Here is a 26340-nt window from a genome sequence, read left to right on the forward strand (position 1 = left end):
AATCGAGCGCGCAACTGACAGAAATATCAGGTCGGGCCTGTCTTTGTGCAAAAAGGACAGGCGGGGGCGCTGTACTGGATGTGTTCGCGAAGGTCAGGCAAGGCGAGCTCGGATACATTTCGTACCGCGCCTAATCGCCCTCACCGAGCTGGGGAAAATGCCGGCAGCTCTTGCGCTCGGCCATCTGCCGGTCGGTGGGACGCTCATCGACGAAACGCGGCGGTCCATCGCTATGGATTTCCAGGAAGCCCCAGCGCAGGTCGGCTTCGGTCTGCCCCGGCTTGGGCGGTTCGAACCACCAGACTTCGCGGCTGATCAGGGCCATGATCGATATCCTCGAGTGACAAAGTATTGCTCAAACCATAGATAACTATTTGCCACCTCTCCATCTACGCCGCGCAGTGTACTTGCGCTCCATTACATGGAGTGCACGTGATGCCACGCCCCCCTTCCAGCGTTTCCAACACCTACGACTTCCATCAACACGTGATCAAAGAGCGTCTACCGGGCTGGGTGAGCCAGCTGAATGCCGATCAGCTCGATCGCCTGCAGTATTTCAGCGATGTCAGCCAAAAGCCCTGGGTGCTCAACGCCCTGCCCACGCTACGCGAAGAGTTCGAGCAGACGCAGCACAGCCTGCGTGCCTCGACCTTCGCCCTGGCCAAGGCGATGCAAGACCTCAAGCCAATCCCGGACTTTGCCGCGCCTTTGCTTGAAGAACGCCTGCACAGTGCGTTTGGCGTACAACGCGAATTGGGCCAGTTGAAGCTGGTGCGTTTCAGCCGCGACTGGAACTGGATGCTGACGCAGGCCGAGCTGAACCATCAGGTCGAACCGCTGTTGCAAGCAGCGCTGCAAAACTTCCCGCAGGACCTGGAGTGGCAACCGGAAAGCGTGGCAATCGACGGTGAGTTCTCCGTCGGTTCACATCTGGGGTACCCGCGCTATCACTACACCGCACTGCCGTTCAGTGCGCAGCAGTTCGCCAGCGAATGCCACGCCCTGGACCTCGGTCAACGCTATCAGCAACACCTCGACGACCTGCTGGGCCGGGAGCAGGTGCGCAGCCTGGCAATCGAAGCGCGCAAGCAACAATTTCATCTGGACCTGCTGATCGCCCGCCTCTGTTACAACCTGCGTGATGATTGTGAACGGATCCATTCTCTGCTCAGTGAAAGCCCCCCACAACCCGGCCAGGATTGGCCGCGCTGTCACAATCTGAGCCTGTTCGGCATTGATATTCTCGACGCGGTACTGATCCATCCGGCCCGCGACTCGGTGGCCGTGCTGCTTTATCTGCCGGGGGTCGAGGACGGCGCCCTGACCCGCTACCCCACACCCGGCGCCTGCCAGCGCGCCCTGGTGCGGCGCCTGTGCCAGCCAGCCTTTCGCCGCCGCTTCATGGGTTTCATCCAGCAGGACAAGGCGCAGCATTTCGCCAGCGTCCTGCAGCGCAATCTCACCGGGCAAACCCTCGCCAGCGAACGCGAGACCCTGTGGCACGCCGACGTCGATACGGATCTGCACTGGAATCAGGGGGCGATCGACGACGAATTGTTCGGCTACCTGCAGGACCGACACCACCGGCGCCTGCTCAACGAAGCCCGGCAATTGGCGGTCCCCAGCGCCGATACCGACGAAGCGGCGCGCAAGCAACGCCTGCAGCACTGGGAGTCGCTCGGGCTGGACCTGCTGGGCGCCGCCGCGTTCTTCATCCCTGCCGCCGGGCAATTGATGACGCTTGTGTTCGTCGCGCAAGTCCTCGATACCGTCTATGAAGGCGTGCAGTCGTGGCGCCAGGGTGATATCGACGCCGCCCTGTCCAGCGTCAAGGCGGTAGCTATGGACGGCGTCATGGCAGTGGCCGGCGGCGTAGGGTTTCACTATGCCAGCAGCTTCACCGGAAAACTCCTGGAAGTCGTGCGTCCCGACGGCGGCATCCGCCTGTGGAATGCCGACCTCACTCCCTACAAGGTGCAAGCGCCCAGGTACGATGCTGGCCTCGACTCACTGGGCAAGGGCGTCGTCGACGGCCGTCACTCTATGTCGCTGGAGGATGCGCATTACCAGATCACCCCGCATGCAGACGGCGAGCGCTGGCGGATCGTCCATCCGGACGACCCGCATGCCTTCCAGCCGATCCTCGAACACAACGGCCAGGGCGCCTGGCGTCTCGCCCACGAGACACCGCAGAACTGGTCGCGGGCCACGCTGCTGCGACGCATCGGTCATCGGCTCGATGGCTACAGCGATCAAGAGCTGGAAATCGCCAGCCGGATCAGTGGCATCAGCCGCGATGACCTGCTGGACATTCACCTACGGAAAAAACCTGTTCCTGTCCGCTTATTCGACACGTTGCAGCGCTTGCGCGGCGGCAAACCGGCCGAGCACCCGCTCGACGCCGCCCTCGACGGCCTTTACCTGTCGCAGCGTCGATGCATATCCAGCGACCGCCTGGCCCTCTGGAGCCTGCCGCGGGACAGCGCCTGGCCCGCCGATGCCCGGCTTGAGTTGCGCGGCGGCGACATCTCCGGCCCGTTGCTGGAACGGGCCGGCGAGCGCCAGGCCGGCGACCTGCGCCTGATCGTGAAAATCGCCGATGGCTACCGTGCTGTGCTGGACGGCCAGCCACAGGCGGTGACCGAGGACGTGTTCGAAGCCTTGGCCCAGGCCATGCCCGAATTCAACGGTGATACCGAGGCGCTCAAAGAGCGGATTGCCGAAAACGCCCAGAGGGACCGTGAAAGCACCCAGCGCTGGCTGTGGTCCGGGCAGGATTACGGCTGGGCTGACCAAGGTCGCCTGCTAGGCGGTTTCGACCGACCGGGGGCCTACCCGCCGCCCAACGTGACCAACGACCCGCTGATCGCTCGCTACCGCCAGTTGTACCCACAGGCCAGCGAAGCATCTGCCCGGGCGCAACTGGCGCAATGGCACGCCGCTGAGCGGTATCCACACTTGGAGATACGTGCCCTGGAACGACAGCTCGAATACCTGCGCACTACACTGGGGCAATGGGCGAATGGCCTCCCGGGGCGCACTCAAATCCGGGAAAACCTCCTTGCCAATTGGCAGCACCTGTCCAATGCCCCATCAACCCTTGATCTCGCCGGCCTGGGTCTGGTCGATGCCGACTTCGCTGACTTTCCTCATCTGAGCGAGGCCTACACGCATATCAATGAGCTAAACCTGGGCAGCAACGAACTCAACGAACTGCCCGACCTGCTGATCCGCCAGTTGCCTTCGCTACACAGCGTGTGGGCCGTGGCCACCCATCTGAAGCAGTTCCCGGAGGGTCTGGGCCGGCAATTGACCGAGGTGGATTTCACCGACAACCAGATCGCCTGGGGCCCGGCTTCGCAACGTGCCCTGGAACAATGCCCGGCGCTGCAAGCGCTCAAACTTGCCGGCAATCCCCTTGGTAGTCCACCAGACATCAGCAGGCTCCCGAACCTGCGTGAGCTAGGACTGTTCGATACCGATCTACAACACTTTCCGCCCGGCCTCGGCCTGGCGCAGCAACTGGAAAACCTGGAACTTTCGGCCAACCTGATCACTGAGTTGCCCACGCCACTGGACATGAGCCGTGCGGCGCAAGAGGCCTTGAACCTTGAGTACAACCCGCTCAACGCGGATGCACTGATACAGATCGAAACGCACTTCCGCGTCACCGGCATCGACTTGATGGTGCCGGAGAACCACTATTCGGAACTGCTGCAAAACGCCGATGCGCAGACCCTGGAGTGCTGGCAGCGGGTCAGTCGCACCTTGCCCCTGCAGTATCGCCGCGACTTGCGGTTGTTGGCAGAATCCGCCACCTTCCGCGTGAGTCCTGCCTGTACCCGCCGTCGATTCTGGTTCATGCTGCGCTGGCTGCAGACCCCTCTGGCACAGGAATCTGCGACCTCGATCCAGGCACAGAACCTGCTGACGTTCGAGATGGCCGCCGACCTCAACGAAGCGGTAGTGTTTCCGGGGATGCATCCCACCGCTCGCCAGCAGACAGAGCACCTCCTGGGTGTGGCTGTGGCTGCCATTCGCTATCAGACCGTCTCCGAGGCACTACGGCTGAAGTTCCCGGTCATGACCGATCTCGAACTCGAAACCTTCCGCGCCCGCACGCTGCAACGCATCGCTGCCGATCCGCGAATCCCCCTGCGTCTCGCGCCTATGGAAAGCGAAGCGGTATCTACCCAATTCGGCGGCGGGCGTTTGCAATCACTCGACGCTCAGTGGACCACACAACTTCATGAGCGCCTGCTGGAGCTCAATCCGGGTACCGTAGCCGGGCGCAATGCCTTGTGGGGCGAACGCCCGAATGGCGATTATGTCTACGCGTTCTGGGTCGACCACTTGCGTCAGCGCTATGCAGACGATTTCACTCAGTTGCAGGAACACGCCGAGGCACTGTTGCAAACGGCCGAAGCCCAGATGAACGAGGGTGACTACCTGATCGAAGCTAACCGCCTCCACCGCCAGTTCAACCTGGACCAAGTGCGCCTTATGGACGATCTGACCCGCAGCATTGCCGACGGTACCCAGACCCGCTGGTAACCCGTCCCCGGCCAGCCGCACTGGCCGGGCACTCAATACTCCACAGCAGTGAAACGCTCTCCCGCCAACCAATGCTCGAACAGGTCGGCCGGCATCGGCCGGCCGATCAGGTAGCCCTGGCCGTGATCGCAGCCGGCATTGCGCAAGAACTGATGCTGGGCGTGAGTCTCGATACCTTCGGCAGTAATGCGGTAGCCCAAGGCATGGCCGAGGTCGATGATTGCGCGGGTGATCGCCACATCGTTGACGCCGTGGGGCAGGTCCTTGATGAAGGCGCGGTCGATCTTGAGGTGATTGATCGGCAGCGATTTCAAGTACGCCAACGACGAGTAACCGGTGCCGAAGTCGTCCACCGCCGTGGCTACGCCGAGGGCCTGCAAGCGTGCCAGCACATCGCACGCATGCTGCTGGCTCTCCATCAGCAGGCTTTCGGTGATCTCCACTTCCAGCAGGTTCGGGCTCAGGTCATGGCGCTCCAGGGCCTCGGTCAGACTGCGCACATAGTCGCTGCGTTCGATCTGCAAGGCCGCCACGTTGATCGCGATGGGCCCAGGCAACAACTCGCGGTCGCGCCACTTGCGGACCTGCGCGCAGACCAGTTCCAGCACGTGCTCACCCAGCGGAATGATCAGCCCGGTGCGCTCGGCCAGGGGAATGAAGTCCAGCGGCGAGATCAGCCCCTTCTGCGGGTCACGCCAACGCAACAGCGCCTCGGCGCCTTCGACCCGACCGCTGAACAGGTCGATGCGCGGCTGGTACCAGAGTTCGAATTCATGCTGCTCCAGCGCGCGGCGCAGCGCCCGTTCAAGGGCCAGGCGCTGTTGCAGGCGCTCGGTCATATCGCCGTGATACAGGCGCCAGGCATTGCGCCCGCTTTCCTTGGCCGCATACATCGCAGTGTCGGCATGGCGCAGCAGGCTTTCGGCGCTGTGCCCGTGTTCCGGGGCCACGGCGATGCCGATGCTGCCGGTGACCAGCGCGGCGTTGCCCTTGAGGTCGAACGGCTGCTGCAAGGCGCGCAGCAGGCCATCCACCACCTGGCAAGCCTGTGCCGGCGCGCTGATGCGGGTGAGGATAAAGGCGAACTCGTCACCGCCAAGCCGGCAGATGGTGTCATCGATCCCGACACCGTCCTTCAGCCGCTGCGCGGCCTGCGCCAGCAACAGATCGCCAAGGTCATGGCCGAGGCTGTCGTTGACCAGCTTGAAGCCGTCGATGTCCAGCACCAGCACCGCCAGTTGCACCTTCGGCGCGGCCAGCGCCTGTTGCAGACGGTGCTGGAACAGCACGCGATTGGGCAGGCCGGTGACCGCATCGAAATGCGCCAGGTGTTCAAGTTGCGCCTGGGAATGCTTGAGTTCGCCGTTGCGCAAGTTGATCAGGCGGTTGCTGCGGTTCAACTGGGCGACGAACAGGCTGAACAGCCCGGTGGTGGCCAAGGCGAACAGAAACAGCGGCGAACTGAACAGGCTCATGGACGACCAGCCCTCACGCGGGGTCGCCGCCAGTTGCCAGATGCCACCGGGTACATCGACATTGAGTGTCACTGAAGGCTGTTTGAACATCGCCGGCTCGCCCCAGATCATCGCCCCGGCCGCGCCTTCGCCGTCACCACCACGCAATGCCAGGTGGAAGCTGGCGTCCTCGCCAACCCCGGAGGCGCGCAGCAGGCTGTCGATATCCGCCACCACCGAGACATTGCCCCAGTACAGGCGCACACCTTTGTGGCCCTTGAGGAATACCGGACGCCGATAGATCAGCGCCCGTCCTCCCTGATAAAGCTGGACCGGCCCCGCCAGCACCGGTTCGCCACTGTCGCGGGCGCGCTGCACCAGCGGGTATTGCTCCGGCAGCGTCCGGTAGTTCAGGCCGAGGATGCTTTCGTTGTTGTGCAGCGGGTAGACGTCGGCGATGACGTCATTGGGCGCCAGCGAGATGTGGCGGATATAGCGCACCGACTCCATGGCCTGACTCGCCATGTCGTGAAAATGCCCGGGCGAAATATCCCCATCGGCACTGAGCAACTGTGCTATCCCTTCAGTCTCGCCAAACGCCGAGCGCATCTGCGCCTCGAGGCTCGCGCGGATACCGGACAGGCGCATGCTCGCCGTCGCGATCATTTCGCTTTCCTGACGCTGCACGTCCAGTCGGCCGAGGGCGATGGACAGACCGATGCCAATCACGGCAAAGCCAATGGGAAGCAGGCGATAAGCGGTAGAACGCACGCTGGTGGGTAGGCTGCGGGGGGCTTCGAGGGCGAGAATTCTTGTCGTCATACGCCGAACTGCTTGCATCTGATTACTGCTTATCGGCGGACGAACGGCAATGTTGAGGCGGGCTGGCTTTTTTTTGCGGCCTGGGTTTATTCTCGGCTGAAACGCTTCATCTATCCGTTTCACCCTACGAAGAACAACGAGGTGTTGTGCCATGGATCGTCTGCTGGATTCGCTGTTTCCCACTGCCGAGGACATTCCCGAGGCGTACCGCCTGGGTGAGCCGCTGGAGCAGCGCGATTACCTGGTCAACGGCGAACTGCGCCGTTGGGACGGCCCGCTGGCCACAGTACGCAGCCCGGTCTGGCTACGCGAAGGCAATGAAGAGCGTCAGGTGATCCTCGGCAGCGCCCCGCTGCTCGATGCCGACACCGCCCTCACCGCCCTGGACGCCGCCGTGCACGCCTACGACAAGGGCCGCGGCGCCTGGCCGACGATGCGCGTGGCCGAGCGCATTCGTCATGTCGAAGGATTCCTCGGGCGCATGCGCCTGCAACGCGAGGCGGTGATCAAGCTGCTGATGTGGGAAATCGGCAAGAACCTCAAGGACGCCGAAAAGGAATTCGATCGCACCTGCGATTACATCGTCGACACCATCGGTGCCCTCAAGGAACTGGACCGCCGCTCCAGCCGCTTCGAACTGGAACAGGACACCCTCGGCCAGATCCGCCGCACCCCGCTGGGCGTGGCGCTGTGCATGGGCCCTTACAACTACCCGCTGAACGAAACCTTCACCACCCTGATCCCGGCGCTGATCATGGGCAACACCGTGGTGTTCAAACCGGCCAAATTCGGCGTCCTGCTGATCCGGCCGCTGCTCGAAGCCTTCCGCGACAGCTTCCCGGCCGGAGTGATCAACGTCATTTATGGCCGTGGCCGCGAAACCGTCAGCGCACTGATGGCCAGCGGCAAGATCGACGTGTTCGCCTTCATCGGCACCAACAAGGCGGCCAGCGACCTGAAAAAGCTCCACCCGCGCCCGCACCGTCTGCGCGCCGCCCTCGGCCTCGATGCGAAGAACCCGGGCATCGTCTTGCCCGACGCCGACCTCGACAACGCGGTCAGCGAGTCGATTACCGGCGCGCTGTCGTTCAACGGCCAGCGCTGCACCGCGCTGAAGATCCTCTTCGTCCATGAACAGGTGGTCGACAGCTTCCTGGAAAAATTCCAGGCCAAACTCGCCGCCCTCAAGCCCGGCATGCCCTGGACCCCGGGCGTGGCCCTGACACCGCTGCCAGAGCCGGGCAAGATCGATTACCTAAACGGCCTGGTGAGCGACGCCGTCAGTCATGGCGCGCAGGTGCTCAACCCCGGCGGCGGGCAGAGCCGCGGCTCGTTCTTCTACCCCGCGCTGCTCTACCCGGTGAACCCGGCGATGCGTGTCTACCACGAAGAGCAGTTCGGCCCGGTGGTGCCCGTGGTGCCCTACAGCGACCTGCAAACGGTGGTCGACTACGTGCTGGACTCGGATTTCGGCCAGCAATTGAGCCTGTTCGGCAATGACCCGGAGGCTATCGGCCGGCTGGTGGACACCTTCGCCAACCAGGTTGGGCGGATCAACATCAACGCCCAATGCCAGCGCAGTCCCGATACGTTCCCGTTCAATGGCCGCAAGAACTCCGCCGAAGGCACCCTCTCGGTCCACGATGCACTGCGGGTGTTTTCCATCCGCACGCTGGTGGCCACGCGCTTCCAGGACAACAACAAGCAGTTGATCAGCGAAATCATCCGCAACCGCCAGTCGAGTTTCCTGACTACCGATTACATCTTCTAAGGCTTGAGTGTCTACAAACTGTGGGAGCGCAAGCGGCTGACGATCTGCGATTGCCTGCGAGATATGTAGATACCGTTTCCAAAGACCGTTTGGCGCATCGCTAACCATCCGTCCAGCGCAAGCGGCGACGGATTTGCGCTTTTTCCATTCCTGTACAAACATACAGCGATACGCCCGGGCATCTTGCCCGGGTCGTCCGTTGGCATTGGCTACAGGAGGAACACGCAATGACCGCAAAACCCATTCCCGAAGGTGCCCACAGCATCACGCCGTACCTGGGCATCAAGGACGCGCACAACGCCATCGATTTCTACAAGGCCGCCTTCGGCGCCGTCGAGATGTTCCGTCTCGAAGGCCCGGACGGCCGCATCGGCCATGCCGAACTGAAAATCGGCGACTCGTCGATCATGCTGGCCGAGCCGTGCGACCAGGCGGCGCTGGTCAGCAGCCAGTCGCAACCGGGTGTTTCCGTAGGGCTGCACCTCTACGTCGAAGACGTCGACGCCCGTTACGCCCAGGCGATCAAGGCCGGCGCCACCGAGGTCAATCCAGTGCAGGACCAGTTTTACGGCGACCGCAGTGGCACCTTGAAGGATCCGTTCGGTAACCTGTGGTTCATTTCCACCCACAAGGAAGACCTCACGGTGGAAGAAATCCGGGCCCGGGCAGCGAAGTTGTTTGGTGGCTGATCCCCGGCTTTTTGATAGTGTGCCGGGACCGCTTCAGCGGCCCATCGCGACGGTTAGGCGCGATGGGCTGCAAAGCAGTCCCTCATGGAATGGGCAATGCGAATAATCGAAAAAAACGCCACCCTGGTGCGCACCCTCACTCCCGCTGAAGACGACCTTCTGCGCGGTTTCAACCGCGGCACCCTGGAAGGCCCGCGCCTGTTGCAGGCCAACCAGATGCTGATGAAGGTCCGCGCCGCCGGTCACTGGCTGGCCTGTGACTGTCAGGCGAAAACCATGCCGGTGCTCAATGTCACCCTCAACAGCCACACCGGCACACTGTTCCTGAAGAACAACCCCGGCACCGCCGAGCACGCCGCTGACTGCCCGTTCAGCAAGGACGAGCGCGAAGCCGGCGATAGCGAGAATCCCGATACCCCGCCCGCCGCCTGGCTGGCCCCGGATACCCCGCTGCGGCTGATTGGCGATTTTCGCCGCGCCGGCAGCGATGAGTCCGGCAACGGCAGCACTGGCGCGAGCGACAAGCGCGAGCAGCATCGCGTGCTGTCGCTGCTGCTGACGCTGATCGAGGCCAGCGGCCTGAACGTCTACGCCACCCACCTGAAAAAGGACCTCACCGGCCAGTTCGCCGAGCTGCGCGGCGTGGCCGGACGCTACCCATTGATCGACCGGGTGCCGGCCAGCAACTACCTGGAAACCCGCCTCGACATGAAGCACATGATGATGCTCAAGGCGCGCCTGCGGGAGTCCACGGTGTTCGGCAACCACCGTCGCCACGGCCTGCTGCTGGACTGCGTCAGCCAGATCAAGGGGCGCAAGGTCTACAACGAACGCAGCGAAGACGGCTTCGACTTCCAGGGCCACCACCTGCTCTGGGGTGGCAGCCGCACGCCCGGCCCGCTACTGGCCCTGGCGATCTACTCGCCGGCCAACGCCGGTAGCCATTTCTACGAACTGATCCATGTCGCCAGCGTGCCGGTGCTGTCCCGCGGGCACCTGTTTCCGGTGTACCGCGACGAAGAGCGCGAGCCCCTGAAAATGCTGGTGTCACTGATCGACTGGATGGCCAGCAAGGGCGTGCGGGTGATCATGCGCCGGCCGGTGATTGGCGGTCAGGTGATGGATGAGCTGGTGCTCAGTTCCGACCAGGACCGGGTGCTCTCGGTGTCCCTGACCGAACAGCCGCTGGGGCCGGAGCCAGAGGTGGAGAACTTCCGCCGCTATGCCGACTTCAAGAGCCTCGAAACCTTCCGCAAGTACGTAGCGGGCTTTTTCATGCGCGGGCGCGAGTAAGCGCCGCTGGTCGCCGCGGGGATAATCCGGATCGCACCCTTCTGTGAGGGAGCGGCCCAATGCCAGGTATCCCCGCGAAAAGGAGTTTGACCATGAAGCGCTCTGCCTTTGCCGTATTGCTGTTCAGCGCCGTGCTCGGCACCCATGCCCTGGCTGACAACGGGCCTACCAATCCGAATCCGCCGTCTTCGGGCGTTGGCACCAACGCCGCCGACGTGCCGATGCCCAACGGCACCGATCCCCGAACCCAGGGCAGTGATCCGGGACGTCAGGGTGGTGCGACTACTGACGGTACCGATCGCAGCAAGCCTAACGCCATTGATGGCACCGGCGCGGAAAATGGTGTGGGCAAGGGTGGGATCAATGGGACGGGTGGTAGTAATACCGGTGGTGGTGGGGCCGGTAGTGGGCAGTGATGGTGCAATCGCCGGGGCTGCTTTGCAGCCCTTCGCGAGCAAGCTCGCTCCCACATTGATCTGAGCGGTGTCTCATACAAATGTGCCGTTTGGCGCGACCCTGTGGGAGCGAGCTTGCTCGCGAAGGCCTGCGAAGCAGGCCCAAAAGACAGCTCGCTCCCACAGCATAAGATCTTCACCACTGCCGCTTATCCGGCCGGGTCAGCCCCAGTTTTTCAATCCGGTAACGCAACATATCCCGGCTCAACCCCAGCAACCGCGCCGACTTGGTGACATTCCAGTCGGTGCGGTCGAGCATCTTGCGCACCATGTCGCGCTCCACTTCCGGCAGGTTCATCGACTCCATCGGATCCGCCGGCGGCCGGGCGTTGAAGGTCGGCGCAGCAGGCATCGCCAACGGCTCTTCCACCAGACTCGGGCAGACATTCAGTTGCTGCGGGCCGATCACGTCGCTGCCAGCCAGCAACACCGTCTGTTCCAGCATGTTGCGCAACTCGCGCACGTTCCCCGGCCAGCCATAACTGAGCATCAAGTCCTCGGCTTCACCGCTGAAACGCAACGATCCCTTGCCGTAGCGCTTGGCGTGTTGGGCGAGGAAATGCCGGGCCAGGATCAGGATGTCTTCGCCACGGTCATACAGCCGCGGCACCTTGATCGAGATGATCCGCAAGCGGAAGAACAGGTCACGGCGGAACCGGCCCTGCTGCACCATCTGCTCCAGATTGCAGTTGGTCGCGCTGATGATCCGCAAATTGACCTTGCGCTCCTTGACCGCGCCGATACGGCGGATAGTGCGGTCTTCCAGCAGTTTCAGCAGCTTGGCCTGCAGCAGCAGGTCCATTTCGCCGATCTCGTCGAGAAACAGTGTGCCGCCGTCGGCCGCTTCGACCAGGCCGACCCGGCGCTCGCGGGCATCGGTGAAGGCGCCTTTCTCATGGCCGAACAGCTCGGCTTCCAGCAGGTTGGCCGGAATCGAGGCGCAGTTGAATTCGATAAACGGCCCTTTGCTGCGCGGCCCGTCGAAATGCAGGGCGCGGGCAACCAGTTCCTTGCCGGTGCCGGTTTCGCCCTCCACCAGCACCGGCGGCAGGTCGCCGCCGGTCATGCGCTGCTCGGCATCGAGCAACTGGCGCACGGTGTGCTTGAGCCCGAGCATCGCCGGCGACTCGCCGATCAACGCCTGGATTCCGGACTTTGACGCCTCGCGCTCCTGATAGAACGACAGGGTCCGCTCCATTCGCTCGGTAGCCAGGGCCTTGTCCAGCATCAGCTTGAGTTCGGCCAATGCCACCGGTTTGGTCAGGTAGTGGAAAGCGCCCTCCTTCATCGCCGCCACCGCGTCTTCGACGTTGCCGTAGCCGGTCATCATGATGACTTTCAGCTCCGGGGCCTGGGCGACCAGAGTTCGCAGCAACTCGTGGCCGTTCATGCCGGGCAGCGAGTTGTCGGTCAGCACCGCGTCGGGCTGAATATGTTGCAAACGCTCCAGGGCGTCTTCGGCGCTGTGGCAGACGGTTACTTCGAATTGCTTGCGTTCAAGGTAGGTCTGGATGTTCTGCGCAAGGAGTTCATCGTCCTCGACCAGCAGGATGCTGTGTTCCATGGTCCCCTCCGGCAACATTGAAAATCAGGCTGACACGGGTTCCTTCCTCCTCACGGCTGGTCAGGCTGACCGAGCCACCGAATCGTTCCATGATGCGTTTGACCAGTACCAGGCCGACCCCGAGGCCGCCCTGTTTGGTGGTGAAAAACGGCTTGAAGACCATCCGTTCCTGCTGCTGGCTCATGCCCTTGCCGCTGTCGCTGACGACCATCCGCCATTGCCGGCCGCCCTGCTCCGGCGTCACCTCGATACCTAGCCGGCCGCCCTTGGGCATCGCTTCCAGGGCGTTGGCGAACAGACTGTTGAGAATCTGCGTCAGCAGCATCGGCTGGATCGACACGCTGGCGGCCAACGGTGTGTTGACCATCACCTCGACCCGATAACGCTCGATTTGCCCGGAAAAACTCGCCAGGGCATCGTCGATCGCGCCCAGCAGGTCTACCGCTTCGGCCTCATCGCTGGCTGGGCGCAGTGACACCAGCAATTCACGCACCCAGCGCGACATGCGATCGACCTGACCAATGATGTCGGCGATGTTCTTCTGCGCCGGCTCGCTGGCAACCTCGTGGGCCAGCTCGGCGCTGGAGCGGATGGTGGCCAGCGGGTTGCGCAGGCTGTGGGCCACCGCCGAGGACATTTCGCCCAGTGCAGCGAAGGTCTCGCTGGCCACCAGCCGGCGTTGCTGCGAGGCGAGCATGGCGGCGCCACGACGGACGATCCAGAACAGCCCGAGGTAAATCAGCACGCCGCCGATAATGCTGCTGCTCCAGATCAGCACGTAGCCGCGCTGGATTCGCCGCACCAGGTCCTGGGGTTCCTTGTACACCTCGACCATCGACACCACCTGACTGCCCGAAGCGTCGAACATCGGGATGTAGTTCTCGATGAACAGGTAGCGCGGCTCGCGCTCGAACTGCTGTTCCTCGCGCTCGTCGGCGGCCTTGTGGTAGCTGGCCGACACCGGTGTGCGCGAGGCAAAAGACTCATCGAGGTCGTCATCGCCCTCGATCTTGCGGCCGATCAGTTGCGGGTTGGTCGACCAGACGATGGTCCGGTCCATGGCGTAGACATTCGCCAGCAGTGTGTCGGGCAGGTGCTCGACATGGTCGAGGAACTCGATCCGCGCATCTGCCACCACCGACGCGTCCAGGCCCGGGTGCAGGGCATCCAGGCGCGGGTCGAGCAGTTCGCCCATGGTCACAGTGGCGGGAATCCGCGCATGGCGCACTTCGGCCTGGGCCATGGCCTGGATGAACTGGGCGGTGAGCATCGCGTCGCGCTCGACGCTGTCGTTGACCACGAACCGGGTGGAGACATAACCCAGCGCAGCGGCCACGGAAGCGATGATCAACAGACTGACCAACGAAAACCAGCGCAGCAGGTTGAACGGCTGCTGGTGCCGGGCAAGGCGTGCATCGGGCGGGCCGCTCGCGGCCGCGTCATCGCTGTTCAGCACCATCGGACTGCTTCCTCGCAGGATGCCCGTGTCAGGAACTTATAGCCCAGCCACTCCGTGGCGCGTATCCGTCGTGCCGCCAGTGCGACGCACGGTGATGCCCATTTGCCTTTGCGCTCAGTGCAATCACCCTTTCACCCGCCGCAACGCCACTGTCACCCAGGTCCCCTGCCCCTCGCGGCTGCCCAGTTTCACCGTGCCGCCAAAGCGCTCGACAATCCGCCGCACCAGCACCAACCCCACGCCCAGCCCACCGCGCTTGGTGGTGAAGAACGGTTTGAAGGCCATGCGCAGTTGCTGGCTGCTCATGCCCTTGCCGGTATCCGCCAGACGGATGCTCACCAGCCGCCGCGTGCGGGCCTGAACCCGTACGCTGAGCCGCCCGCCCTCAGGCATGGCTTCCAGGGCGTTGCTGATCAAACTGTTGAACACCTGCGCCAGCATCACCGGCTGGCCCAGCACGCGAATACCGCTAAGGTCGTCCAGTTCCACCTCGACCCGCGCCCGGATGATCTGCGCGGCATGCGCCTGCACGCACTCGCGCAGGATGCCGTCCAGCGCCACCGGCTCGGCCTCGTCGCTGAGCGGGCGCAGCGATTGCAGCAGCTCGCGGACCCAGTGCGACATGCGATCGACCTGGCCGATGATGTCGGCGATGTTCTTTTGCGCCGCGCCGTCATCGAACTCCTGGGCCAGTTCGGCGCTGGAACGGATGCTCGCCAGCGGGTTGCGCAGACTGTGGGCCACCGCCGAAGACATCTCGCCCAGCGCCACGTAGGTTTCGTTGTTCACCAGTTGCTTGTGCTGCGCCGCCAGCACCCTGGCCGCACGCCGCACGATCAGGAACAACCCGATATAGACCGCGCCGGCGCCCAGCGCGGTGCCGAGCCAGAGCAGCAGCAAGCCGCGTTCGATCCGCGCGATCAGGTCGCGGGGCTCCTTGTAGATTTCCACCATGGCGGTGACCTGCTCGCCGCTGGTGTCGAACAGCGGAATGTAGTTCTCGATGAACAGGCGTTGCGGCGGCACCAGGAATTTCTGCTCGGAGCGGGCGTCGTCGATGTCGTGGTAGCTGGCCGAGACGCGCATCTTGTAGTCGAACGCCCGTTCGAGGTCGTCGTCGGACTCGATCATGCGCCCTACCAGCGCGGGGTTGCTGGACCAGATCACCATGCGGTCCGGTGCGTAGATATTGGCCAGGAGCATGTCCGGCAAGTGGGCGATATGGTCGAGAAATTCCCAGCGGGCCATCTGCCGGACCTGCGCCGGCACGTTGCTGAACGAGGCGTCCAGCCGCGGGTCGAGCAATTCACCCATGGTGCGGATGTTCGGCACCGCGACGTGGCGCACCTCCGCCTCGGCGATGGACTGGATGAACTGCGCGGTGAGCAACGCGTCACGTTCGACGCTCTCGTTGATGATGAAACGGCTGGACACCAGGCCCAGGCCAATCGCCACGCTGAGAATCACCGCCAGGCTCACCACCGCGTACCAGCGCAGCAGGTTGAATGCCGGGCGCTCGCCTTCGCCGTCGAGGACGGTATGTTCCAGCGATTGGGCGGCGGGCGGCTGCAGGGTCATGGTGAATCCCCGGACGGATGCCTTTAGGTATAGCGCAATGCCATGAATGCGGAATCTGCCCCACGCCACATTCCCCAATGCTGGGGCCAGTGCCCCGCCAGGCGGCAGTGGGGAAAATCGGGAAAATTCGCTGCAAGCCACGCCCGGCAAGGCTTTCGGCGCGCTGGTACGGATGTTGCCGATGCTCGTGCAGACGACCCAATTTCCTGGGCCCGCTTGCAAGAGGAATACGCTCATGCACCGTCCAACGCCCCATCCGCTGGCTTTGCTGGTCTTGGCCGGCCTGCTCCAGGCGCCCGCTCAGGCGGCGCTGTTCGATGTCGACCCGGGTCCTTACCTGCACGCCACCGGCGGTTTCGCCGCCTGGTATCAGGACAGCCATGGCCGGGTCCTCGACCTGTGCCTGTCCAAGGCCGTCAGCTCGCGGGTGCCCGGCACCGCCGCAGCGCCTTCGTACATGTGCACCTTGTTGCCCACCCCCGGGGTGTTCGACGACACCCAGGCGATCAACTTCCCCAGCAACTTCCCCGATGAAGCCTTCTGGTTCACCGCCGATGCCACCCTGGTCGATGCCGCCCGCGGTATCGATCTGAGCTTCGGCACGGCAATCGAAGCCGCTTTTGCCGCCGAAGAGCCGGTGGACGGTGATCAGGTCAGCTTTGCCCGGGTGCGTATCCGCGTCGATGTGGCCACGCCGGGCACCTACGTGATCACCCACCCCTACGGCGTCGATGTGTTCGATGTACCGGTCGCCGGACGCCGGGCAATCAATATGACCCGGGACATCGGCATCGGCGCGCCGCAAACCTACAACGGCGCGCTGAAAGGCGATGTCGGACCGTTCCTGCGCAGCGTCAACGGTCCCTACAACGAAACCAACCCGCTGACCGGCGCCAGCGAGCGCTTCATCGGCGACCCGAATCTGGAAGAAGCCGTCACCGGCAGCCCGTTCAACACCAACTACGTACGCATCGAAGGGCCCAACGGCCTGGACCTGCGCACCGAGGTGTTTTCGGTGTCCGGCAAGCTGTCCAGCGTCAACCGGCCCACCCCGCTGATCCCGCAGCGCAGCACCTACTCGCGGCGCACGGTCAGCGGCAACCCGGTGGCCCAGCAAGACGTGTTCGTCCAGGCGCCGCCGCAGCCTGCCACGGTCACCTTGACCAGCCAGAGCCCCAACCTGTCGCTGAGCGAGGCCAACCACACCGGCGCCTGGTACGCGCAGTCGGCGCTTAACCCGACCTTGCCGGCGCTGCTCACCGTGGTGGCCGACAACACCCCGGCGATCCCCAGCAGTACGCCGACCACTGCCAGCCTGGCGCTGGTGGACCTGGTCACGATCCAGCGCGCCGAGTACAGCCTCGGCTCCGGGCAACTGACCCTGATAGCCGCGACCAGCGATGAAGTCACCCCACCCACCCTCACCGCCCACACCGGCCATGGCGCCGCCATCGGTGCGCTGGGTGGCGAAGGTGCGGTGAAAACCCTGACCACCGGCCTGTCGCCGATCCCGCCGGCGACCGTCACGGTCACCAGCAGCAATGGCGGCAGCGACAGCGAAGAAGTGGTGATCCTGCCATGAACGCATTCACGCCAAGACCCGCCGCAGGAGGCAACATGAACAGATGGCCCCGCCTGGCGCTGTGTGCCGCCGGACTGACCCTGACCCTCGGCAACAGCGCCTGGGCCGGACTCGCCGCGGTCGATCCCGGCCCTTACACCCTGGCCACCGGGCGCTACCCGATGTGGTACCAGGACGATGGCGACCTGTCGCTGGAGCTGTGCCAGTCGCGCGCCGCCAGTTCGCGGCTGCCGGCGGCCACCCCGCCCAACTACATGTGCACCCTGCTCCCTGAGCCGGGCATTTACGACGACGCCCTGCCGCTGGTGTTCCCCGACAACTGGCCACCGGAGATGTTCTGGTTCCTGGCCGAGACCTCGATTCCCGCCGTGGGCAACAGCGGGTATGAGCTGGAGGTCTACGTCGCCGGTATCGAAGCCGCGTTTGCCGCCGAGAACCCGGTGGACGGCGACCAGCAGAGCTTCGCCCGCATCCGCATCCGCGCCTCGGTGCCCACCGCCGGCACCTACACCGTGACCCACCCCTACGGCGTCGAAACCGTCACCGTGGCCAACGGCGGGCGCCGCGCGATCAACATCACCCGCGATATCGGCATCGGCGCGCCGGGCGATTTCAGCGGCGCCTTGAATGGCGCGATCGGGCCGTTCCTGCGCAGCGTCAACGGGCCGTACACCGAGATCAACCCGGACACCGGGGCATCGGAAACCTATGTCGGCGACCCGAACCTCACCGAAGCGGTGATCGGCAGCCCCAACAACACCAACTTCGTGCGTATCCAGGGCCCGGCCGGGACGATCCAGACCAACCTGTTCAGCGTCTCCGGCAAAGTGCTGGATGCCCGCACCCAGACCGCCGCCGAACTGGACCGCGCCACCTACCGGCGCACCGCCGCCGGCAGTCGCGTCGAAGTCTTCGCCCGCTCGGCCAACAGCGCCAGCCTGTGCCTGCGCGAAAGCGTCGCGCTGGTGCCCGGCACCCCGCCGTCGCCCTGCCAGTACAACCTGCTGGCGGACAACAACGGCCTGTTCTTCAGCCAACGGCTGATGCCCGGCGCCCCGCCTGCCGTGGTGGTCCTGACCGCCAGCAGCCCGACCGGCGCGACCCGGCCGACCTCGCTGTCGAGCAAGCTCAGCGACGTGGTGAAGATCCAGACCGCCCGCTATGACTGGGCCAACAAACGCCTGACCCTGCAGGCCAGCTCCAGCGACGAAGTGCTGGTGCCGGATCTGGTCGCCCAGGGCTACGGCCGCCTGTCCAAGTCCGGCACCGTGCAGACCCTGACGGTCAACGACCTAGCGCAACCACCGGCCAGCGTGACCATTAAGTCCGCCGCCGGCGGCAGCGACAGCGAGCCGGTGCAGGTGGTCGGCAGCGCACCGGCGCCGGTGGCCAATCAGGCCCCGCTGGCGGTAGCCGACAGTGGCAGCACCAGCTTCGGCGTGCCGCTGACCCTCAATCTGGTGGCCAACGACAGCGACCCGGACGGTGACCTGCCGCTGAGCATCGCCGACCTCACCCAACCGGCCAACGGCCAGGGCAGCGTGGTGCTGAATGGCAGCACCTCGGTGACCTACACCCCGCCCGCCGTGGTCAACGCGCCGATGCAGGCCACCTTCAGCTACCGCGCCCAGGACAACAAAGGCCTGAAGTCAGCGGTGGCCACCGTGACCATCGCGGTCGCGCCGAACCAGCCTCCCGTGCCGGTCAACGACAGCGTCGCCACCCTCGGCGTGCCGCTGGCCATCGACGTGCTGGCCAACGACGGCGACCCGGAAGGCAACCTGCCACTAGCCATCGCCAGCGTGACCCAGCCACCCGCAGGACGCGGCAGCGTGGCGATCACCGGCAATCAGGTCACCTACACACCACCGGCCACCGTCACCACCGCGTTCAGCACCAGCTTCAGCTATGCCATCCGCGATTCGCTGGGGGCGTTGTCGGGGCAGGCGACGGTGAGCGTGCAAGTGTCGCCGCGACCAGCCCAGGAAACCTTCGCGGTCACCGCCGCAGTGGTCCAGGCCCGCTCCAACAACCGCTTCAACTGGGATATCTCGGGAACGTCCTCGGTGACCACCGGCAACACCATCACCGTGCAAGTGACCACGCCGAGTGGCCTGGTGACCCTCGGCACCACCACGGTGCCGGTGACCGGACGCTGGCGGCTGGTGGTGGCCAACAGCACCACCGTCGTGCCGAGCGCCAACCCGACCGCCACCATCCGCAGCAGCCAGGGCACGGTGCGTACCGTCCCGGTTGCCGTGCAGTAACCCGGAGGATCGCCGCATGCCGCGCCTGACCCCACTGCTGCTGTGCCTGGCCCTGCTTGGCGAGGCCACGCAGGCCGACGACCTGATGGACAACGCCGACCTGGCACCCGGCGTCGACCTTGGCGAATCGCTGCTGCCGCAGATGGCACCGTCAGGCCAGCATGCGCTGATCGAACAGAACGGCCAGATCAACCGCGCCGCCATCGAGCAGAACGGGCAGAACCTGCTGGGCACCATCGTCCAGTCCGGTAGCGCCCAGGAAGCCTGGATCCTGCAACAGGGCGCTGACCTGATGGCTGCCATCAGCCAGCAAGGCCAGGGCAATCAGGCGGCCATCGTGCAGAACGGCAGCAACAACCGCGCCGAGATTTCCCAGGCCGGCAACAGCAACAACGCGACCATCCAGCAGACCGGCACCGGGCTCTCCAGCGCGGTGGTCCAGGCCGGCAATGGCCAGAACGTGTCCGTCAACCAATACCGCTAAACCCTGGAGGCATCACCATGTTCAAGCTCGCTCCTTTAAGCGCCGCCATTGTTCTGGCCCTTGCCGGCCAGGCCATGGCCGACGACAGCGTGTCGAACCAGAACCAGCTCGGTACCGAGAACATCGCCGAGGTCAAACAACTCGCCGCGCCCAACAGCACCAGCAGCCAACAGCAGACTGGCCTGGGCAACAACGCCGCCAGCCTGCAGGACAGCGCCACCGGGCAAATCCTGCAGCAGCACCTGGGCGAGTACAACGCCGGTTACGCCGAGCAGTTGTTCGAGTCCGGCAGCCAGATCAACCAGCAGCAGACCGGCAGCCTCAACACCACCCACGCCAGCCAGTCGATCGGCTACGAGAACCAGGCCACCCAGATCCAGTCCGGCAGCGGCAACTTCTCCTTTATCTACCAGGACACCCAGGAAGGCAGCCAGGCCGTGACGCAGCAGTTCGGCAATGGCAACCGCGCCTACGCCGAGCAACTGTTCGGCGGCGTCGCCAACCAGTCGCAAACCCTGCAAATGGGCAACGACAACGACAGCGCCGCCGAACACATGCTCCACGAAAACGGCCAGATCAACATCCAGCAGTCCGGCGAAGGCAACTGGGCCTACGGTGAGCAGAGTTCGGGACAGGGTGGCGAGGTCAACATCGGTCAGAGCGGCGGCTGGAACAGCGTGCAGGTCTGGCAGGACACCCAGGTGTCCAGCCAGGCCAACGTCGCCCAGTACGGCCAGACCAACGAAACCGTGGTCGACCAGACATTCGGCGAAAGCAACCTGGCCAGCGTGATCCAGGCCGGCGACCTCAACGCTTTCTACGTCGATCAGTTCGAATCGCTGCAATCGGTGGCGACCCTGTATCAGACCGGTTCAGGCAACGTCGGCTTCAGCTACCAGAGCGGCGACGGCCACCAGCTCAGCGTCAACTCCACCGGCAGCGGCAACCGCATCCTTGCCAGCAACTGGAAAGGCGAGCGTCTGGGCGGTCAGTTCGGCACCCAGCAACGGGCCCAGCTCAACCAGAACGGCACCGGCAACAGCGCCAACCTGACCCAGAACGGCGGCAACCAGTTGGCCCGCCTCAACCAGAACGGCACGGACAACGAAGCGCGGATCGACCAGGCCGACAGCAACAACGAGCTGTATTTCGAGCAGAACGGCAGCGACAACCTGCTGATCGCCGACCAGCGCGGCACGCTCAACTACGCCACCGGTAGCAGTACCGGCAGTGGCAACAGCGTGACCCTCGACCAGAGCGGCAGTGGTAACCAGAGCTACACCTGGCAGCTTTATGGGCAGGGCAACGAGGCGAGTATCAAGCAGACCGATGGGGTCAATGTCGCCTATGTGACCCAGGGTGGGACGGCCAACCAGGCGACGGTGGACCAGAGCGGCATGAACCAGACCGCGACCCTTCAGCAGTTCGGCACTGGCAACCAGGCCAGCGTGCTGCAGCAGTGAGATTCCCGCTTGGCCGCGGCTGGCGATGGGCTGGTCGCGGTCTTTTTTTTGCCGTGTGGTGGGTGGAAGGCGCTAGCCGGAAGTTTTCTAGCGCTCTCAAGATCGAGCGCCGCCCGCGCGGCGCATCGCGAGCAAGCTCGCTCCTACATTTTTTGCAACGTGCCATGGTCTGTGAGAGTTGAGTTACCCGCCTTTGGCGTTTGGCGATGAATCGTGGGGAGGCTGTTGAGGTCGACTCGTTACCGCGCCTTGCAAACAAGGCGGTCAACCATGGCCTGACAGACATAGGCTCGTTGCAACAAATGTAGGAGCGAGCTTGCTCGCGATGCGCCGCGCGGGCGGCGCTCGATCTTGAGAGCGCCGAAAAACTATCGGCATGCGCCTGGTCGCCATAACCCGGTCTCCTGGCTGCCGTCAGACCCAACAACATCGTTGTCCATGCTGACCAATTCGCTGCCACGCCACACAAACACCCAACAACAACCTATCTACCGCAAACTCGGCCACCCCTGAAACGACGCCACCACACTGACGCAACCCGGCATCTGTCGGCAGGCCTTGACGCTGCGTGGCTCTGGCGGCACCGACACCAGCACCGTCAGCACCACGAAAAACAGAATGGAAAGAGGAACACTGTAGGCAAGAAGGCTTTTTATTTTCATTGTCGGCATTCTCCGGACCTGTGGTTCGGTCAGGCCCGCCGGCGTGGCGGCGGGCCCTGGGGTCACTCAACGCTCGTCGACGGTGACGATCTCGCGACGCTCGGCCATGCTCGCCGGCACCTGTTCTTCGTCGGTGAAGAACTGCTCATACCACTCGCGCAACTGGTAGACCGGGCCATCCGTCTCGGCCAGCACCGGTTTGTCGATACGGATCTTGTGCTTCCAGATGTCCACGTCCTGGTAGAACGAGGCGCGGTTGCCCATGACGTAGGCCTTGGCCACTTCCTGGTTCTGCTCTTCGGTCCAGCCCGGCACGCGCTGGACCATGCAGCCAAAGCGCAGCTCGAAGCTGTTCGGGCCAACCGGCACGTGGCTGTTGAGCAGGATGGCGTGGATACGCACTTCGCCGAACATCGAGCTGAGGTGGGTGAAGTGGGTCGCCGGGCCGTAGTAGGCCGATTCGGCGATCAGGTCGCCGCCCAGGCGCTCGGAGTCACCGTGGAAGATCTGGTGGCCGATATGGCCTTCGAAGATGTTGGAGAAGAATTTGGTCGGGGTGCCATGCACCGGGCCGAAGTGCTGGGCATCCACCAGGTTGTCGACCAGTTCGCGCGGGTTGGTCTCGATCAGCATGGTGTCGATGTTCCAGTCGTGGATCCAGTCGGGGCTGTCCATCACGTCCAGGTGCGGGATGACCACGCCTTCGCTCGGCGCCTTGCCTTCCGGGTTGTTCCAGATGAACAGCAGGTTGTTTTCTTCGCAGGTCAGCCAGGCGCGGGTCTTGGCTTTCGGCGGGATGCGCTTGCAGTACGGGATTTCGACGCACTTGCCGGCGGTGTCGTATTTCCAGTGGTGGAACGGGCACACCACGCGGTCGTTCTCGATGGTGCCCTGGGACAGGTCGGCACCCATGTGCGGGCAATAGGCATCGAGGATGCTGATGCTGCCTTCGCTGGTGGCGAAGGCCACCAGGCGGGTGCCAAAGATGTTCAGCGTGTGCAGCTTGCCATCGCGGTAGTCAGCAGCGTTGCCCAGGCAATGCCAGCCACGCGCATAGCGGTGAGTGCGCTGGGCATTGTCGAGGGAGATTTCAGCGAGTTTGGTCATTTTGTTGTTGTCCTCGGTCCTGGGGGTCGGCTAATACCCCCTTTCTGAATGGGTGAATTCATGACCGCCATGATTGGGCAGATGCGCCAGGGGCTTCATCCTCCAATTGGACTAGGCGGTTTGGCAGCGTTCTCATCGCCGGCAAACCGGCGATGAGACCCGGGAAAATCAGGCGATCACTGCCCGAAACGTCGCGCCGCTTCCGGTCCGAAATCCTTCGGACTGAAGCCTGGCTTGTTCAACTGGTAGCCATTGCGCTGTTCGTTGATCAGGTTGAACGCCAGGTAGCTGCCGGCGTTGAGGTCGTGGTACAGCCCTACCCCGGCCTGCTGACCGAAGGACTCATAGGCGTAGAAGTAGTTGACCATCGAGGTGCGCCACAACTCGCCACGGTTGTCGTAGTTGTCGGCGAGCATCGGGAACCAGGTGTCTTCGTCGATGTACAGCTTGCGTTTGCCGTACAGGTGGCGATAACCGGGCTTGAGGGTGCCTTCCAGTTCCCACACCCGGTGGCGCTCGTAGCGCATGGCATCGGGGTTGATATGCCCCGGGGTCAGCAGGTCGGCGTATTTGAGTTGCGGCGAGTGCAGGCGGTAGGCGTTGTAAGGGATGAACATCTCGCGCTTGCCAACGATCTTCCAGTCGTAACGCTGGCCGGAGCCGTTGAACAGGCGCACTTCGTCGACGGTGATCGAGCCACCGCTCCCCGGGAACGACATGTCGAAACCGTAGCCCGGCGACTGGCGCACGCGACGGGTGCCGGGGTCATAGCGCCAGGCCTGGCGTGGCTCGGTCTTGTCGTTCCAGAACTCGGTGCCGGTGTTGATCTCGCCCTTGTCGCGCTGCGGCAGCAAGGTTTCGTTGAGGTAGAACGACGAGTTGCCGGTGGTTTCGCCGATCCGGCCTGGTTCCAGCGCCGGCGCCAGGTTGCGCGAATGCACGCGGCCCCAGTTGATATTGCCGTCCTTGAGCACGTAGGCGTTGTCGGAGATGTATTCCTCGGTCCAGGCGCGCAGGGTGAAGGTCGAGGCGTTCTTCAGCAGTTCCAGGCCGCTGCGCGGTACCGGGAACGGCGTGCCGCCAGTCTTGCCGACCACGCCTTCACCGTCGTCCACCAGCTTGGCGATGGCGGCGTTTTCCTTGGTGGCCTGGCACACCGTGTCGCTGGGGCGGAAATCCCGGTGGCTGGGGTAGATCGGCATCTTGAAGGTGGCCGGGTACAGCTTGAACAGGGCTTTCTGGCCGTCGGACAACTGGTCGGCGTACTGCGCCAGGTTGGCGGCGGTGATGACGAACAGCGGTTTTTCGTCCGGGTACGGGTCGATCGGGTGGTTGCCGGTACCCTTGAAGTCGACCTGAGGCGGCACGCCCAGCCACTTGCCGGAATACGGCGGGATGCTGCCATCGGCGTTACCGCGCTTGTCGGCGCCCAGGCACGTCAGTTCGGTGCCCAGGCGAGGCACGTCTTCAGGGGCGGCGCTGGCGGGGGCGATGGCGGTGCAGCCAAGCAGGGCCGCAAAAGTCCACGAAGCCAGGCCACGGGGGGCCAGGTTACTGCCGGTCATTGTTGTTCTCCTTGGGATACCGATAGCGGGGAGCCCAGTATCGGCAGGGGCCGGAGACGGCAGCATCGTCCGTGCGGACTAACGCATTTTGGTTCCCTGGAGAGGGTTCGGGTTGGGTGTCGGTTTCATCGCTGGCAAGCCAGTTCCCACAGGGACTGAGCCGACCTTCGCGAGCAAGCTCGCTCCGGCGGTTTTGTAGGAGCGAGCTTGCTCGCGAAGGGTCCTCCAGACTTACCTCCCGTAACCCCTCACACCACGCTAGCCGGCAACGGCAGCGTCCCCGGCTGACCGAGCGCCACCACGCTGTTGAGCATGATCCGCACCAGCTCGGTCTGCCGCCGCACACCGGTCTTGGAGAAGATCGAACGCAAATGCGCCCGGGCAGTATTGCGACGGATATTGAGCAACTCCGACGCTTCTTCCAGCGACAGGCCGTTGGCCAGTTCCAGCGCCAGTGCGGTTTCCGCCGGCGTCAGGTGATAGAGCTGGGAGGTCACCACCGTGCTGACCAGGGATTTCCCCACCGCATCGCGCACGTAGACCATCACCGTCGGCTTGCCCTTGCCCTCCAGTAGTTCCTGTGACGGGATCAGCTCAACCACCACCCCCAGGTTGACCTGCCCGGACGGTCGTGACACCGACATCGCCTCGGCGCCCTGCCGGTTGCCCTCCCCCTGTTTGGCACGGGTGAACGCATTGCGCACCAGCCGGCTGAGTTCGCGGTTGTCGCTCGGGTAGGTCGCCTCCAGCCGGCCGCCCACCAGTTTGAGGCCGTCATTGCTGTCGAGGATTTCCCGCGCCACCGGGTTGAGTTGCAGCACGCTGCCGCTTTCGTCGAGCACGATGGTGGCGACCGCCAGGCGACTGATGGTCTGGCAATACAGGCTGCCCAGCGACTCGCTGCGGTCCAGCAGCGAATGCATGTGCAGGGCCCGGCGCAGGTGCGGGATAAGCATCGCGCACATGGCCCGCTCGGTGTCGCCGAAACCGGCTTGCTCGCGGGTGCGGTTGATCCGCAGGCGCAGGATGCCGCCGTCCGGCATGCTGATATCGACGCCGAGCATCTGGTGGCAGCCGTAAGGCTCGCAGTACAGCAGGTAGAACGACGAGCCGAGCCATTCAGCCTCGGTCATCAGGTCGTCGATGGTGAACACCTGATCGGTGGGCAGCCGGTCGAACAGGGTCGATTTGGCGTAGTAGGCGTAATGGTTGACGCCGCCCTCGCCCAGTTCGATATCGCCGGCGACCATCATCGGCGACAGGAACGGCTCATCCGCCACCCGCAGGATCAGGGTGACGAAATTGGCCTGGAACAAGGCGCGGACCTGTTGCAGCGACTCGGTCATGCAACGGGTGTCCATTGCCGCGTCGTACATGTTGCCGATCAGCCGCTCGTACTCGGCCAGCTCCAGCCCCATTGCGTCCAGGACCCGGGCGTTGGGCATCACGGTTTGCATGGTCAATCCCCCAACGGGCCCGGCCCCCCGGAGCCCGCAACAGTATTTTTATTGTGGTGGAGCAGCACGCCGGCACTGGCGCACGGGAAACGCCAGGCGGGTCATCACGGTGGG

General features: G+C 64.1%; 18 protein-coding genes. 9 read left to right on the forward strand and 9 right to left on the reverse strand.

Features of this window, described 5'->3' with window-relative positions:
* Nucleotides 1-130: 130 nt before the first annotated feature.
* Nucleotides 131-325 (reverse strand): hypothetical protein, encoded by a 195-nt coding sequence (locus tag DM374_RS28710; protein WP_110972938.1) that lies wholly within the window; start codon nucleotides 323-325, stop codon nucleotides 131-133.
* A gap of 110 nt (nucleotides 326-435) precedes the next feature.
* Here DM374_RS28710 and DM374_RS28715 point away from each other — a divergent pair, with 110 nt between their 5' ends.
* The gene (locus tag DM374_RS28715) at nucleotides 436-4554 is read left to right on the forward strand and encodes a leucine-rich repeat domain-containing protein (protein ID WP_110972939.1); all 4119 of its coding nucleotides are present in this window, start codon (nucleotides 436-438) and stop codon (nucleotides 4552-4554) included.
* Between the two features lie 32 nt (nucleotides 4555-4586).
* Here DM374_RS28715 and DM374_RS28720 read toward each other — a convergent pair whose 3' ends face one another.
* Nucleotides 4587-6830, reverse strand: a complete 2244-nt coding sequence (locus tag DM374_RS28720) for a bifunctional diguanylate cyclase/phosphodiesterase (RefSeq protein WP_110972940.1) — start codon at nucleotides 6828-6830, stop codon at nucleotides 4587-4589.
* A gap of 151 nt (nucleotides 6831-6981) precedes the next feature.
* Between DM374_RS28720 and DM374_RS28725 the strand changes: the two genes are divergently transcribed.
* From DM374_RS28725 to DM374_RS28740, 4 genes are all read left to right on the forward strand, one after another.
* The gene (locus tag DM374_RS28725; RefSeq protein ID WP_110972941.1) at nucleotides 6982-8601 is read left to right on the forward strand and encodes an NADP-dependent glyceraldehyde-3-phosphate dehydrogenase; all 1620 of its coding nucleotides are present in this window, start codon (nucleotides 6982-6984) and stop codon (nucleotides 8599-8601) included.
* A gap of 227 nt (nucleotides 8602-8828) precedes the next feature.
* A complete protein-coding gene (locus tag DM374_RS28730) occupies nucleotides 8829-9290 on the forward strand; it encodes a VOC family protein (protein ID WP_110972942.1) in 462 nt (153 codons plus the stop codon).
* Between the two features lie 96 nt (nucleotides 9291-9386).
* Nucleotides 9387-10583, forward strand: a complete 1197-nt coding sequence (locus DM374_RS28735) for a hypothetical protein (RefSeq protein ID WP_110972943.1) — start codon at nucleotides 9387-9389, stop codon at nucleotides 10581-10583.
* A 92-nt stretch (nucleotides 10584-10675) separates the two neighbouring features.
* Complete coding sequence (locus DM374_RS28740; protein WP_110972944.1) at nucleotides 10676-10999, forward strand: hypothetical protein; 324 nt, start codon at nucleotides 10676-10678, stop codon at nucleotides 10997-10999.
* 175 nt (nucleotides 11000-11174) lie between these two features.
* Here the strand turns inward: DM374_RS28740 and DM374_RS28745 are convergent, their stop codons facing one another.
* The 3 genes from DM374_RS28745 to DM374_RS28755 form a co-directional block, all read right to left on the reverse strand.
* On the reverse strand, nucleotides 11175-12602 hold the full coding sequence (locus DM374_RS28745) for a sigma-54-dependent transcriptional regulator (protein WP_110972945.1): 1428 nt from the start codon (nucleotides 12600-12602) through the stop codon (nucleotides 11175-11177).
* Nucleotides 12568-14061 (reverse strand): sensor histidine kinase, encoded by a 1494-nt coding sequence (locus DM374_RS28750; protein ID WP_110972946.1) that lies wholly within the window; start codon nucleotides 14059-14061, stop codon nucleotides 12568-12570. The genes DM374_RS28745 and DM374_RS28750 overlap by 35 nt, the downstream gene beginning before the upstream one ends.
* A 123-nt stretch (nucleotides 14062-14184) precedes the next feature.
* Nucleotides 14185-15639, reverse strand: a complete 1455-nt coding sequence (locus DM374_RS28755) for a sensor histidine kinase (protein ID WP_110972947.1) — start codon at nucleotides 15637-15639, stop codon at nucleotides 14185-14187.
* A gap of 235 nt (nucleotides 15640-15874) precedes the next feature.
* Here DM374_RS28755 and DM374_RS28760 point away from each other — a divergent pair, with 235 nt between their 5' ends.
* Genes DM374_RS28760 through DM374_RS28775 form a run of 4 tightly spaced genes read left to right on the forward strand, consistent with a single transcriptional unit; the run spans nucleotide 15875 to nucleotide 21435 of the window.
* Nucleotides 15875-17221 carry a hypothetical protein gene (locus tag DM374_RS28760; RefSeq protein WP_110972948.1) on the forward strand — a complete coding sequence of 449 codons (1347 nt, stop codon included), beginning with the start codon at nucleotides 15875-15877 and terminating at the stop codon, nucleotides 17219-17221.
* A gap of 35 nt (nucleotides 17222-17256) precedes the next feature.
* Nucleotides 17257-19488, forward strand: coding sequence for an Ig-like domain-containing protein (locus DM374_RS28765; RefSeq protein ID WP_110972949.1), 2232 nt, complete (start codon nucleotides 17257-17259; stop codon nucleotides 19486-19488).
* Between the two features lie 16 nt (nucleotides 19489-19504).
* A complete protein-coding gene (locus DM374_RS28770) occupies nucleotides 19505-19972 on the forward strand; it encodes a curlin (RefSeq protein ID WP_110972950.1) in 468 nt (155 codons plus the stop codon).
* 17 nt (nucleotides 19973-19989) lie between these two features.
* Nucleotides 19990-21435 (forward strand): curlin, encoded by a 1446-nt coding sequence (locus DM374_RS28775; RefSeq protein ID WP_110972951.1) that lies wholly within the window; start codon nucleotides 19990-19992, stop codon nucleotides 21433-21435.
* Nucleotides 21436-21923: 488 nt separating this feature from the next.
* On the opposite strand, the gene DM374_RS33550 is transcribed toward DM374_RS28775, so the two are convergent.
* From DM374_RS33550 to DM374_RS28790, 4 genes are all read right to left on the reverse strand, one after another.
* Nucleotides 21924-22097, reverse strand: a complete 174-nt coding sequence (locus DM374_RS33550) for a hypothetical protein (protein ID WP_177431623.1) — start codon at nucleotides 22095-22097, stop codon at nucleotides 21924-21926.
* 66 nt (nucleotides 22098-22163) lie between these two features.
* Nucleotides 22164-23204 (reverse strand): Rieske 2Fe-2S domain-containing protein, encoded by a 1041-nt coding sequence (locus DM374_RS28780; protein WP_110972952.1) that lies wholly within the window; start codon nucleotides 23202-23204, stop codon nucleotides 22164-22166.
* A 176-nt stretch (nucleotides 23205-23380) separates the two neighbouring features.
* Nucleotides 23381-24769 (reverse strand): DUF1329 domain-containing protein, encoded by a 1389-nt coding sequence (locus DM374_RS28785; protein WP_110972953.1) that lies wholly within the window; start codon nucleotides 24767-24769, stop codon nucleotides 23381-23383.
* A 248-nt stretch (nucleotides 24770-25017) separates the two neighbouring features.
* On the reverse strand, nucleotides 25018-26226 hold the full coding sequence (locus DM374_RS28790) for a helix-turn-helix transcriptional regulator (RefSeq protein ID WP_110972954.1): 1209 nt from the start codon (nucleotides 26224-26226) through the stop codon (nucleotides 25018-25020).
* Nucleotides 26227-26340: the final 114 nt, after the last annotated feature.

The organism is Pseudomonas huaxiensis, from assembly GCF_003231275.1.
In the GTDB taxonomy this organism is placed as follows: domain Bacteria; phylum Pseudomonadota; class Gammaproteobacteria; order Pseudomonadales; family Pseudomonadaceae; genus Aquipseudomonas; species Aquipseudomonas huaxiensis.